Origin of the sequence: Priestia sp. BR_2 (assembly GCF_041954005.1) — a bacterium.
Taxonomy (GTDB): Bacteria; Bacillota; Bacilli; order Paenibacillales; family Paenibacillaceae; genus Paenibacillus_AQ; species Paenibacillus_AQ lautus_A.
On the sequence record NZ_JAVFHM010000192.1, the window covers coordinates 114,834 to 128,655 of the forward strand.

The following is a 13,822-nucleotide window of genomic DNA, read 5'->3' on the forward strand; positions in this document are numbered from 1 at the left end:
ATAGTTGCTGCTATACATAACTATGGCTATATTTCCCGAAGTTATAGACCTTGGAAAAAGCATCTACCGATATAGTTGATGGCATTAAACCTGGAGGATATTTTAATCAAGTTTTCGAACATCTCTAAAAGCATTGAGCGCTTCTTCCTATCTTTTTGGCTTGTTATCCCTATTGCCAGTACGGTAAATATAACTTTAATACACGTTTCGAAAGGCCTTGAATTAATTGTATTTGAGATAGTGTGTGAATAATTCTGTGTTTAGATAGACTTGAATTTTGAAACAGTTCGATAAATTCATATTTTTACGGAATGTACTAGAGGAGAGTCGGTTAAAATGAACATTCGTAAAGCGATCATACCGGCCGCAGGACTGGGTACGCGTTTTCTGCCGGCTACGAAAGCGATGCCGAAAGAGATGCTACCCATTGTGGACAAGCCGACCATACAATACATTATCGAAGAAGCGGTCGCTTCCGGTATAGAGGACATTATCATTGTAACGGGAAAAGGGAAGCGGGCGATTGAGGACCATTTTGATTCTTCCTTTGAGCTGGAACATAATTTAGCGGAGAAGGGTAAGTGGGGACTTCTCGAAGAGGTGCGCAAGCCCTCCAACATGGCGGATATCCACTATATTCGGCAAAAAGAGCCCAAGGGACTAGGCCATGCCATTTGGTGCGCACGCAAGTTCATCGGGGACGAGCCGTTTGCGGTGCTCCTCGGCGACGACATCGTGGAGTCGGAAGTGCCTTGCCTAAAACAGATGATGAAGGTCTACGACACCTACCAATCTGCCATTGTAGGTGTTCAGCCCGTCGATTGGAATGAAGTCGATCGTTACGGGATCGTAGATGGACTTCAGAAATCAGACCGAATCTATGAAACATCGAGACTGGTAGAGAAGCCATCCCGTGCCGAGGCGCCTTCCAACCTGGCCATCATGGGCCGCTATATTTTGCCGTCGGATATCTTCGATTTGCTGGAGAATCAAGAGGTTGGGAAGAACGGGGAGATCCAGCTGACCGATGCGCTCTCCACCTTAGCCCATCGTAGCTCGATTTACGCGTATCACTTTGACGGGATGCGCCATGATATCGGCGAGAAGTTGGGTTTTATCGAAACCAGCATTCATTATGCATTGCAGCGTGAAGAGTTGAGAGATGATTTAATTGCTTATTTGAGTGGGGTTTTGGCGAAGGTCCAGTAGAGTAATCTAATAAGACATAGCATATGAAATAAGGGACAGTTGGCTAAAGGTTTTCTACCACGAACTGTCCCTTTTTAATTAGAATTGAAGATCAGCAAGCTGTTGAACATTTTGCTTCGCATTCGGATCAACTTGGGTTAGTTTTCCCATAAGGGCATCATCACTTAAGTTTTGCTTTTGTAATGCTGCCAGATACCAACGAACAATTTCTTGTTGGGTTGTTTGCGAGAGATCTTCTTGTATGCCTAGCTTAAGTGCTTTCGCTGCTTGCTCCGGCTGATTCATCATGAAGTACATTTTGCCTGCGTGGAGAATCATGTCGGGCGTGTTTTCGAAAGGATTACCTTGGAATTGGCCTTCAGGTAATGTGTTTAGGTGTTGAATGCCGGCTTGGACATCAGTGAATGCCTTAGTTGCTTGTTTGAAGTATTTGTCCTTTGCTTCTGTATCACCTGTACCGAGGGCATTAGTTCCCAGATCGTATCCTTTATTGATAATCTTTTCGTACCACTTGATGTCCCATTTAAATTTATGAGCGTTGTTGGTAAGTACTTCATAGGCCCGTTCGGGTTCCTGCTTCATTTCATAACTTTCGATTAGGCTCTTGAGCATGGATTTGTTATAAGGCTCATCTTTTAATGCTTTGTTAAGTAATGCAACCGATGCGTCATAGAAATTCTCATCTTGATTTTGCTTAAACACGCTCTGATAGAGTGCTGCGGTTAACAGTACCGAGTCGGGATGGCTCGGGCGTATGCTCAAGTCTTTATCAAGAGGAGCTTTAATTTCCTCAAAGGAAGTGCTAACCTGAACGACTCCACGTGCTTCCGTTCCCGAGTCTGCAGCTTGTACATATCGGATGGATGTAATCATGACGAGAATAGCGCAAAGTCCGACGATTATACTGTAGGTACCTCTGGCCGTAGAATCTTTGACGCTCCATTTTTTCACTGGTTTATTATCCATTACCGCAGCCATTCCGCCAAGTCCCAGGAATACAAGAATTCCCATGAACACGTAACTCAAGTTAAAGTCCAAGATACTATGAATTAAAATTGAAAGGACGATGATGAGATACAGGAAGTGACTATTGCGTTCTTCCTCACTGCCTTTGATATAACCTCGGATATACTTATAGAAAGTATACAGAATAAACGACATGAATATCAGAAATCCAACAATTCCGACCTCGATCAAGTACTGTAAAAAGAAGTTATGCGCTTGACGGCTTGTATAGGGGTTGTTTTGATATTGCTCATAGAGTGAAGCCCATGCTCCCCCGCCAGCTCCGATGATCGGATAGTCTGCTAGCACCTTCATGGCATCCTTATAGAACGTAAAACGTTCCAGAACGCTGTGCTGATTAAAGTTAATATTCTCGAGTCTGACGCTAATACTTTGCGGCAGTATATTTTTCAAACCAGTGCCAATGAATAGGATAATCAGCAGGCCACCAATTATAACGGAACCGAGCGGAATCCATAGGTTGGATGTCTTTTTGAAGGACCAACTGCCTAAAGCTTGTTCAAGTTTAGGAGCGATAAAACTTTGCATAACCCATCCGAGGAGTCCTACAACAGCAGACGTACCAAGCAAAATGCCCCAGCCTTTAAGAGCAGCGCTGCTGCTAAAGGCTTCATTTAAACTCAACCCCAGCTCTGTTACCGGTTTGGAAATGATCAGTGAAGTAACGCCTGCTATACCACAGTACAGGATCCACAATAATTGTTTAGCTGGCTTCAGGAATAAGAGTAACAAAACAAACACAACAGGTAACATCACCAGACCGCCTCGAGACAATGTCAAGAGCAGCGATACTATGATGGGTACCAACATGAAGCTATGAAAGGCTTGCCCGTACCATTTTCGTGATGTCGTAACAAAAAAGACTGCCGCGAAAAGGAATGCCATTAGAAATGCCGCATAAGTATTGGCGTACTGGAATACGGAAGTGAGACGCAAACCATTGGAGTCGATCATGACCGCATGGGTGTATGTGCCGTTTAAAACGGTATTGGAAAACCATTTCGCTATTGCACCTGCAGTCTTGCCTTGCCCAAACCAATGGAGTAGACCAAAACCAACAATAAGATATGCTACAGCCATAATCGTGCTTTGAATGATTCCGTTTCCTAACTTGTCACGGAGCACGTACAGTCCAATGATAAACATGATGGCGTAAATACAATTAATGATGACCATATTCATGGCAAGAACATGGGAGACAGCGCTAATTAGCGAAAGTATGTAAGTTAAGGGAAGTAAAAGCACACCCACAGCCAGCCCATCTCTTTGATCTTTTAATTGGATGCTTTTATAGGAATGAGCAATCCAGAGAAATATTAATAGACATGCTAAGATTGCAGCCCAGAAAATCGGTTTCTCAAATTCTAACATTTGCCCATTAAATAGAGCGGTTTGAAACGGCGTCCAAGCGAGGAACAGTATAATTCCTGATATTAACACCCAAAACAAAGCCGATCTCGTCTCACCTTTTCTCGACGCGGCGGTTTTTTTACCGTATACTGGATTCGACAACGTATTTAGCTCCTTTTCTTGTAGATACGACAATATTTTAGCATAGATAGAGCGGTCAAACTAGGGACGCTACTTATTTGAACAGTGAGAGGAACAGTAATATGACGCTAAGAAGATTTATTTCTGATATTTATAAAGAACGATCGATTGTTTGGGAATTGGCCAAAAAAGATATTTCATTGCGTTATTTAGGATCATCATTAGGGATTTTCTGGGCCTTTGCAAATCCTATTCTCTTAATCCTCATCTACTGGTTTGTATTTCAAGTTGGATTTAGATCTTACCCAGTGGGGGATGTTCCATTTGTTTTATGGCTTCTAGCAGGTATAACGCCTTGGTTTTTCTTTTCAGAAAGTTTGTCTTCGTCCACGTATTCAATAGAACAAAACAGCTATCTTGTTAAAAAAATCGTTTTTAAAACCCAATTATTGCCAATAGTTAAGGTCATTTCTGCCCTGCAAATACACCTTTTGTTTGTTATGCTTACACTGATTGTATTCACCATATATGGAGTTGGGGTTGATTTTTATTTGTTCCAACTTCTTTACTATATAACAGCTTTAGTCTTATTATCGATAGGGTTAGGATGGATTACTTCTGCGCTAAATGTTTTTTTGAAGGATATAGGTCAAATAGTATCAATCATTCTGCAATTCGGTTTTTGGCTAACTCCGATCTTTTGGTCATTTTCGATGGTACCGGACAAATTTGAATTTTTATTTAAACTTAACCCCCTTTTTTACATAGTAGAGGGATTTAGAGATACATTTATCAACAAAGTTTGGTTTTGGGAACATTATAATATGACGATCTATTATTGGTTCGTAACCATAATTCTTTTATTGGTAGGTTCTGCTCTATTCAAAAAACTTAGCTCGCATTTTTCGGATGTGATATAGGAGTACATTAATGATTACAGTCAAAGAACTCTCAAAGATTTATAAAATGTATAACACTCCATTAGATCGATTAAAGGAAGCGTTGTTTCCAAGTTCAAAAAAACATGTCCAATTTCATGCTCTTAAAAACCTCGATTTTACCATAAATAAAGGAGAGACCATAGGGATCATAGGGAAAAATGGATCAGGAAAATCCACTTTATTAAAGATTCTTTCAGGTGTTTTGACGCCTACATCTGGAGAGGTGGATATTAAAGGAAAAGTCTCTGCGATATTAGAGCTTGGAGCAGGTTTTAATCTTGAATATACGGGATTAGAGAATATTTATTTAAATGGTACCCTACATGGTAAGTCTAGACGCGAGATTGATGAGAAAATAAATAACATCCTTGAGTTTGCAGACATCGGGGATTTTATTCATCAGCCAGTAAAAACATATTCCAGCGGGATGTTTGCTCGTTTAGCATTTGCTGTTGCAATTAATGTAGACGCAGATATTCTCATTGTGGACGAGGCCCTGGCTGTCGGGGATATGAAATTCCAAGCAAAGTGTTTTCGTAAATTCGATGAATTAAAAACCAATGGAGTTACGATTTTATTTGTAGGTCATGATATCTCTAGCATTAGAAAGTTTTGTGATCAAACAATGTGGCTTCATCAAGGTGACCTTCTGGCATTCGGTGATACATTAGCCGTTACTGCAGAGTATATGGAATATATGAATTCTGAAAATGAAAAAAACATCAATGCTAGTCAAAAATCCAATAATGTAGAATCAATGCCTGGGAATGCAAATGAGGAGAAAGAGAAGCAAAGTTTGCTGGATCCAATTAATCGTTGGGGAAGTCAGCCAAATCTGGTTCAAAGTGTACAAGTAATTAATGAAAAAGGAATGGTTACGAATACGATTGTACACGGTGAAGTAGTTCGAGTAATTATTAGGTTTATTCTTCCAGAATCTTGTGATAAAGAAGAAGTTTCAGTCGCAATATCATTCAAAAACAAAATGGGACTTGATTTACTGGTGTTCACTACACATGATAACAAGGAATTGCGACCGAATTTTTCTGAAATGGAGAATGAAATTGTTTTTGAATTCGTAAATTATTTTACAGAAGGAGATTTAATTGTAGTTGCTGCAATTGAAGATCGGAGTTCTATTCAACCAGAATACTATGACTATATTGAAGGTGCCTCATATCTTAAATCCATAACAGCGGGCCAATTGTTTGGTATTATTCATACCCCCGTTCGCAATTATTTACGGAAGTAGAGAGTGATTTAATTGGATAAAGTAAAGATAAATAGTGAGGAATACTGGGACAAGAGATTTGACGGAAATTGGGAGGAAAATGCAGGCAGGAAGCAAACACTCTATTTTTGTGATATCGCTATCAAGCTGTTTCCAGATTGGTTTACAAAGGAGCTGGAGGCGGGAGTGACCGTTGCAGATATAGGTTGTGCTGAAGGAGATTGTACAGATTTTTTGGCTAGAAGATACCCCAGCAGCAAATTTACTGGAATTGATTTTTCTGTTGCAGGAATAAAAAAGGCGAAACAGTATTATCCGGATATTGATTTTATTAGGGCTGATATCAGGAGCTTTAATGATATGTTTGATGTTGTATATAGTTCCAATACACTCGAACATTTCCATGACCCATTTAGTATGTTGTCACATTTATTTAAATGTGCTAAGAAATATGTCGTCTTGTTAATTCCCTTTCAAGAACGTCAAAGGTTCGAGGAGCATTTTTATACATTTGAATATCGCGATTTCTTGTTAAACAATGAGGAGTTTTCTCTTGTATATTCTAGAGAATATGACTGTTCAAAAATTGAGAACATCTTCTGGGGTGGAAAACAACTGCTGGTTATTTATGAGAGAGGAAAGAATGCTGACAGATCTGTTACATTGGATGATTTTGTAGGGAGTCTTTCTGAAGAGTATAATGCACAAATAACCAAGATTATTGAGAATAAGCACGAACTTCAGGAACTAAAGAAAAATAATGAGCTATTACTGCAGTCAACAACCCAAAGCTTAGAATTACTTAAAGCAAAAGAAGCTTTGATTCAAGAACTAAATGGTTTACTTTCTAACGAACAGCATAGAAATAACGAGTTAACTCAATCCAATAGAGAATTACAGTATCAATTACATGGGGAAAAAGAAAACAACATATATTTAAAAGCTCAAGAGGACTGGTTTCGCGCAGAGAGTTACAAGCTGTCTCATGAAATTAAAAATATTTATTCATCGGGATTCTGGAAATTAGCATCAAAGTATTATAGGATTCGGGATAACTTTCCTGGGATAAAACATTTATTTAAAGCAGCGAGAATCATTAAAAATCACGGTTTTAGGGATTTTTACAGATTGTGCAAATTGAAAATTTGTAATTTTCGTGTAAAGAATACAGATCCCGCGCAGGTTAATGAAATAAATTCGATGTATAGTCGAATTACTCAGTTATATCAGGAAAACCATATTAACGGGATAGCTGTTATTCCTGCCGCATTTCCTTTTGATGAGTTATATAATCAACGTTCAATTAACCTAGCAAAATATTTATCTGGCAAGAAAATTATTTCGCTATTCATAATATGGCAATGGGACAAAAATGAAATAGTTGAAAGAGCTTACGAAGAGGTTTTTCCTTTTGTATACAGTATTCCAATGTCATCTTTTTTCGAGAATATCGATCGAGTCAGCAACCTTCGCGAAATAACCAATAAATATGCTTTTTTAAATATACCTTCATCCTCCTATGTTGGGATTATACCGAACTTAAGAAATAACGGTTTCGAGATCGTATACGATATTATGGATGAATGGGAAGAGTTTGCAAAGGTTGGACAAGCTCCCTGGTACGATAAATTCGCTGAAGAGAGCATGATACTCCAAGCAGACCGAGTAACTGCAGTTTCCCAAGCGTTAGTTGAAAAATTCAGCTTTATCAGATGTGATATACAATGTATAGGAAATGGTTACTTCCCAGAGTTGTTGGGTAGTCCTAATATTTCGAGTAAAAAACAAAATGAAAATGAAGTTATACAAGTGGGGTATTTCGGACATTTAACAGAGTCCTGGTTCGATTGGGAACTCATTTTTGAATTGGCAAAAAATGAAACATTAAAATTCCATTTAATAGGTTATGGAGCGTCTCAGGAAACTTTAAGAAAAATAAAAAAATACAAAAACATAAAATATCATGGAAAAGTCAAACCTTCTGAACTAAATGACTTTGTAAGCAATTGGAATGTTGCTATTATACCGTTTTCTCAGAGCAAGTTGTCCGAGGCAGTGGATCCGATAAAGGTATACGAATATCTCTATTTCGGATTACCTGTAGTTGTGACAGGGATACCTCATCTTAGAAATTATCCGTTAGTACGTGTTGTTAATAATGAGGCTGGTGACTTTATGAAAGCAATAGAAGCAAGTTATTCAGAAATAGGAACAACTACAAGTGATAACGATCGTCTGCCAAAATTTTTGAGAGATACCACCTGGGAATCAAGATTTGATAAGTTGATGGGTCATGAAAACAGTGGGTATGTGAGGTTATACAGAAAATGAGAAAAATAAAAATATTAGGGGTCTATAAGTGGGCGACGATGGGAGGAGTTGAGAGGGTATTACTTAATCGAGCGCATGCCATTCAAGAAAATAACCTGAATATTCAGTATGACATCTACTATTTTTTCGATAGTGGCGGAAGGGAAGAATTTGATAATTATTTAATCAGAAATAACTTGAGTGATATTATGAAAACTGTTGATCAAATCGATAGTTATAAATATGATTTCGTTTTATCAATAGATACCCCGGAAATCCTTGATTTTGTCGAACCGGAAAAATTGTATATGGAGTGCCACACTTCTTACAAGAAAAATCGTTCGTACCTAAAAAGTTTGCCCGCATCAATCAAGGGAATAGTAGTCCCTTCAGAGCAATTCAAAGAAGAGTTACAAGGTGAGCTATCTACAGAGAACAAAAATAAATTAGTTGTTGTATCTAATAGTGTCTTCATTAAGAAATCGAATCAAATTTCTGATGCTATTATATATTCTAAAACACCTATTTTATATGTCGGTCGATTAGACATCCTTAAGAATATAGAAGAATTAGTTGAAGTGGTGTCGCTATATAACACTAATATTGAGGATGATCTCTTTCTAATTTTGGCAGGCCCCATAATAGAGCATGAAATAAATCTAAAAGAAATATTAACGAAGCATCGATTGCTGCATCGAACAATCTATTTACCGCCAGTAAGTTTTGATAAAGTTTGGGATTTGTTAAGGATCGTTAAGGATCATCGAGGAATATTCATGTCGGCGTCAAAAAAGGAGAGTTTTGGACTGGCTGTAGCGGAAGCTATGAAAATGGGGTTGCCGGTATTAGCTTTTGATAATGTAGCTCATCGTCATCTCCTAAAGGATAACGATAATTACTTATTTGATGCAAAGCAAGGTTCAGTTACTATTGAAAAAATGGGTAATATTTTGAAGCATTATGAGGACAGTGCTGAAGAAGTTGAGCGATACTCGCTTTCATTGGAGAAAGAATTTATCGAACAATGGATGGCTCTTTTTAATTGAATGTTTTGGATTCAAACCTTATATTACAGAATGGAAGCATTCTGCAATATAAGGTTTTTTATATTAATTCACAGCTCTTCGCTCCACAGAGTGGGTATATTCCCCATAACCGGATCCGTAACCCTTCCGCTTGCTATTTAAGAATCTTATAGGTAGAAAAGCCGTCCAGGAGTTAGCTTGCCGCTCCTTCTGCCCAAGAGGCGTTTTTATCACAAGGGCTTGTAAGAGCTATTATGCTGGGTGGACACGAGCGTTAGTTGTTAATGTATTGGTTTAGGATGGCTCAAGGTATCACTTCCAAAAAACATTGCTCCCTATTCCTTTTTCTCATTTTGGCGGAAGTGAATATCGTATATAAAGGTGCCCAATTTCATTAATACAAAAGACCACTTTCTCAATCAAAGAGAAAAGTGGTTATTTAGTCAAGGCACTATTTTATTAACTACTGGTATTCTTTGCAGGATGAATATTAGTAAGGCACTTAAAACGAAAGTTAGAATTGAAATAAAAGGAATGCTTAAAATGGGGTGGAAAGACAACGCTGTAAGATTAAAATATTGAGATAAACATTTTAGTATTAGTGCATGAATGAGATATATCCCTAGACTCGTTTTACTGATAGTTATAAGTAAAGAGTCGTGCTTTATTCCGGTCTTTATACCTTTAAACAAGAGGAAAATCGAAATTGAGATTATTGCTGTATTAGGAGTAAGGTACCCATAATAGTAACCCGAGAAGACACCTGCTGATTTCACTGTTTCATAGTAAACTCCAAAAAATGTCATAAAAATACATATAATAGCAGCTATGTGTATCACTCTAGTTATCTTTACACTTAACTCTTTTTCGCGAAGGTAATACCCCAGTATAAAATATCCTAGATATCCATTTACAGGTAATTCGACAGCAAATTTAAAGTGGGAAACATGATTGAAAAACTCAACCATTGGAACTCCTAAAAACCAAACTATCAAAGAGTAAGATATAAGTTGATCATTTAGGTTCTTGATTAAAACCCTGATTAAAGGAGCAAGTAGATATAAGCCAATAATCACGTATAAAAACCAAAGATGAAAGTATATGTCGTCCGCAAGTAGATGCTTGACGAATATCTTTAGTGAAAACTCGCTACCAGATACCGAAATAGAAAATACGTAATATATAATGCTCCATGCAAAAAGAGGAATAAGCACTTTGTTTAATCTTTTTAGGAAGAATGTTTTCAAGTTTTCACTTTTCGGCTCGAGCAAAAAAGAACCACTGAGCATAAAAAATACCGGCACGCACCACCTAGCCATGGAATCAAATGCATTGCCTATCATCCAATAGGATTTATTCAAATCGTTATATAAGTAGAGGATAGGAGCTGAAGTATGTACTAATATAACAGCGTATGCTGCTAAAACTCTTAAGTAGTCGTATGACTTCACCCTGGAGGTCAAATCGTTTCACTTCCTTATTATATTGTTAGGTGTCCACACGCTATACTACCATAATAATGATTATGCAGGTGCTATTTTAATAGCAATTTTAAATCCATACTTTAACACATAACGCTGTTGTAACATTGTTAAAGTCAGGATCAATACTTCACTTTAATAAATGTTACCGCAGCACCAGGATGGAGAGTGGAGCGGTTGGTATATCAATAGAATGTGAGCACCTTGTTCCCTCAAGTGCTATATTCATTAGAACCTGAGGTTAATTTGTATGGATGAATCCACTCTTCAAACAAATGAAAATGCAGGTTATTTGGGAGAAATAAATGAAGAAAAAGGCCGTGACCACTTGACCGGTACTTGGAACACCTTATTGCACATTTTATATTATGTCCAACGGAACCAGTGATACACATATTGTTATCCAAATACCAGAAGTCAAGGTGAAACTATAAATCTTTATTTCCGCTTCTTAGGCTTTGCTTTTCGTCGCTGCAAGCCGAACTTGTAAACGCCCCCCGCGTTTAAAGTCGATCATCGATGCCATGCTTCTTGCGTATAATCGTATTCAAAACATGAATCAGTTTCCACGGTGTTTAAGCCGAGATGCTACCTTGAACATGTCAAATTCCAGATTGCTAACGACGGTTATTGAAGTTCTCATCCATCAACAAACTCATTTTGCTAGGCAGTTTCTTTTTTAAGAGACATCAGGTACAAAGTATAGCGAGGATAATTATTCCGTTACATAAATTATTTGATTATTAGATTTTTTGTTGTGATCAGTGTTTTGGACTTCAATATTTAAAACATTAGGTTGCTTGTAAAAATGTTCAGGGATCCGAAATTTGATATAAGTACCATTCACAAATTCTGTTGTGACTGGAGCGTCATTAATATACACCTTACTATTTAACGTAAATCCTTCACCAGATAAATCAAACAGAATTTCATTTGATTGTTTAAATTGTTCAATTTTGATTTCACCTGGACTAACCCAGTTGATATGTGGTTGTAAATCCTTTTCATCGATAATATTTAAGATGATTTGGTTTGACTTAGATAAGATTGTATTTTTGGTATCCACGACTCTAACATCAATATATAATTCCCCTGGTTCTTTATATAATTCTTCAGGAATGATAGTACTGATATATTTTTTATCTGTAAATGCCGTTTTATAAGGCTTATTATTTATATATATTTGACTACCTTTAATAAAGTCAAAATATGCGCTTTCCGGAATAAATCCTTCCCCTTGTATTCCAAGGATTGATTCATGGTCTGTTTCATTGAACTTTATATCAGCTACAATTGTGCTTGGATTAGTTGAATTAATAGTTATATTATGGCCTAGCAGTACATGTTTACTTTCTAAATCTTTATTGGTCTGACTGAAATCTGAACCGAACAGCACATCATGCTGAAGCATTTGAAAATCAGAGAAGTCATCTGAAGTAAGGTCCAAATCCCGGTAATACGATTCTTCAGGAATTACTGTAATTCCTTGTTTTCTCAGTTTATAGAGTGAATCAAAAATTACATTCCCTTTTTTCTTGCTTTTCTCTAGGACATAACTGCCAATGAAGCTCGGGGAGTTTAATCCAAGACTTTCCTTTTCCAAACCAAAATTATCCCAAATAAACATAGATGTCGAGTGTTTATTTAAATATTCCGGTAATTCATTATCTTCGGCAAAAAACTTTATATCTTTATATACATCATAGTTCTCGCCTAACAAAGGCAAGTGGTCTCCAAAATACACCATAATTGTAGGTTCCTTAAGTTTACTTAAATCGCTAATTAACTGTTTCAGAGCCTCGTCGACTGACCTGAGGGAATGAGAGTAGATGTTCAGTGTTTTTTTTGTTTGATCACTAATTTCACCACTTACAACTTCAGGAACATTAATATAACGATCATTTTTATATGGCCCATGATTCAACATCGAGATCGTATAAATAAAGTCAGGTTCAGGTGAGTTTTCTATTTCTTTCACCACTTTTGTGAAAAGGTCTTTGTCATCCATAAAAGGCCCCTTCATTGTCGGATTCGAAAAGAATTCTCCGCTTATAAACTGATCGAATCCCATCTGTTTGTACACAGCAGGTCGATTATAAAACCAATTATGGTAACTATGCACCACAGTACTTTTATAACCTTGTCTTGATAAAATACTTGCTAACGAATCTAACGGACGGTTAATAACACTAACATATGGTGTTGATTCTTCAATAAAACGGGTAGATAACCCAGTGATTGATTCGAACTCAGGATTAGCAGTAGCACCTCCATATACAGGTGATAGAATCTTCCCGGACGAGTATTTCTTTGACATGCTATGGTAAAAAGGTAACGGGTCTTCAGAAAATTCAATATTCTTCACTTCAGTGGGATCCCAGAATGCCTCACTTAAAACAATTATGATATTCGGATGAAATGACTCATCAATCGGATATTGAGGTAGTTCATCAATGATATTGTTAACCCTTTCCTTTGTGTAGTCAGGGACTTGATGATTGGTTGTTTTAGGGACCAGATTAGCTGAAATTCCCGATACAAACCCTATACTGTTAACACCGGGGTCTAGTTCATCATTAGTTGCAGGCTTTATAATGAAAAGTGGTATAAATAAAAGCAGACAAAGTGACAGAATAGACAGAGATAGTGATATTTTAAGTTTAGGTTTCTCCCATTTCACCATAATTATTAATATGGACAATATTATGAATATAGAAGCATAAATTGCAAGATCAATATAAATGTTTTTGTCTAAATAGTTTGAAATATCAGAAGCTTCATTAACTAATAATAAGTCTGAAGGTTTAATAATTTCTCCCCGATATTTAAATTTTATCTGACTCGAAAATGCAAGAATAGTCAATAAACATACAATTGTAATAGAAATTATTCTGTAGATTTTCTTATTAGCAAAGAAGAATAAGTTTGTGATGCTAAAGACGAGTAAATACTCATAAAAAAAATTAAGAGGTTTATGAAGTAGCCAATGAAAAAAAGATGAGAAACCATTTAGAAAGATACTTTCGACTATAATTAAAACAATAAGAGGAAATAGAATTATCGGATAGATCAGCTGTTTTTTCAAAGTAGTACCTCCAAAATGATGTA

Annotated in this window: 8 protein-coding genes; 5 read left to right on the forward strand and 3 right to left on the reverse strand. The window is 37.0% G+C overall.

Translation table 11 applies throughout. From position 1 onward, the window contains the following. Positions 1–336 precede the first annotated feature (336 nt). Complete coding sequence (gene galU / locus RB298_RS13270; protein ID WP_486047304.1) at positions 337–1,209, forward strand: UTP--glucose-1-phosphate uridylyltransferase GalU; 873 nt, start codon at positions 337–339, stop codon at positions 1,207–1,209. Between the two features lie 78 nt (positions 1,210–1,287). Here galU and RB298_RS13275 read toward each other — a convergent pair whose 3' ends face one another. After that, entirely contained in the window at positions 1,288–3,747 is a 2,460-nt protein-coding gene (locus RB298_RS13275) for a Wzy polymerase domain-containing protein (protein WP_486047305.1), read from the reverse strand. Positions 3,748–3,848: 101 nt separating this feature from the next. Between RB298_RS13275 and RB298_RS13280 the strand changes: the two genes are divergently transcribed. From RB298_RS13280 to RB298_RS13295, 4 genes are read left to right on the forward strand one after another with little or no spacing between them, the layout of a single operon-like run. Next, positions 3,849–4,646, forward strand: a complete 798-nt coding sequence (locus RB298_RS13280) for an ABC transporter permease (RefSeq protein ID WP_119846214.1) — start codon at positions 3,849–3,851, stop codon at positions 4,644–4,646. Between the two features lie 10 nt (positions 4,647–4,656). Continuing rightward, positions 4,657–5,919 carry an ABC transporter ATP-binding protein gene (locus tag RB298_RS13285; protein ID WP_162939078.1) on the forward strand — a complete coding sequence of 421 codons (1,263 nt, stop codon included), beginning with the start codon at positions 4,657–4,659 and terminating at the stop codon, positions 5,917–5,919. Positions 5,920–5,931: 12 nt separating this feature from the next. Further along, positions 5,932–8,229 (forward strand): methyltransferase domain-containing protein, encoded by a 2,298-nt coding sequence (locus tag RB298_RS13290; RefSeq protein WP_119846215.1) that lies wholly within the window; start codon positions 5,932–5,934, stop codon positions 8,227–8,229. Next, entirely contained in the window at positions 8,226–9,254 is a 1,029-nt protein-coding gene (locus RB298_RS13295) for a glycosyltransferase (protein WP_119846216.1), read from the forward strand. The genes RB298_RS13290 and RB298_RS13295 overlap by 4 nt, the downstream gene beginning before the upstream one ends. A 422-nt stretch (positions 9,255–9,676) precedes the next feature. Here RB298_RS13295 and RB298_RS13300 read toward each other — a convergent pair whose 3' ends face one another. Both RB298_RS13300 and RB298_RS13305 read right to left on the reverse strand, forming a co-directional pair. Then, a complete protein-coding gene (locus RB298_RS13300; protein ID WP_119846217.1) occupies positions 9,677–10,696 on the reverse strand; it encodes an acyltransferase in 1,020 nt (339 codons plus the stop codon). A 733-nt stretch (positions 10,697–11,429) separates the two neighbouring features. Continuing rightward, the gene (locus RB298_RS13305) at positions 11,430–13,799 is read right to left on the reverse strand and encodes an LTA synthase family protein (protein ID WP_119846218.1); all 2,370 of its coding nucleotides are present in this window, start codon (positions 13,797–13,799) and stop codon (positions 11,430–11,432) included. Positions 13,800–13,822 lie beyond the last annotated feature (23 nt).

Excerpts from the sequence above, each read along its gene's own strand:
- galU (WP_486047304.1), top strand. The coding sequence starts at position 337 with ATGAACATTCGTAAAGCGATCATACCGGCCGCAGGACTGGGTACGCGT.
- RB298_RS13280 (WP_119846214.1), top strand. The coding sequence starts at position 3,849 with ATGACGCTAAGAAGATTTATTTCTGATATTTATAAAGAACGATCGATT.
- RB298_RS13285 (WP_162939078.1), top strand. The coding sequence starts at position 4,657 with ATGATTACAGTCAAAGAACTCTCAAAGATTTATAAAATGTATAACACT.
- RB298_RS13295 (WP_119846216.1), top strand. The coding sequence starts at position 8,226 with ATGAGAAAAATAAAAATATTAGGGGTCTATAAGTGGGCGACGATGGGA.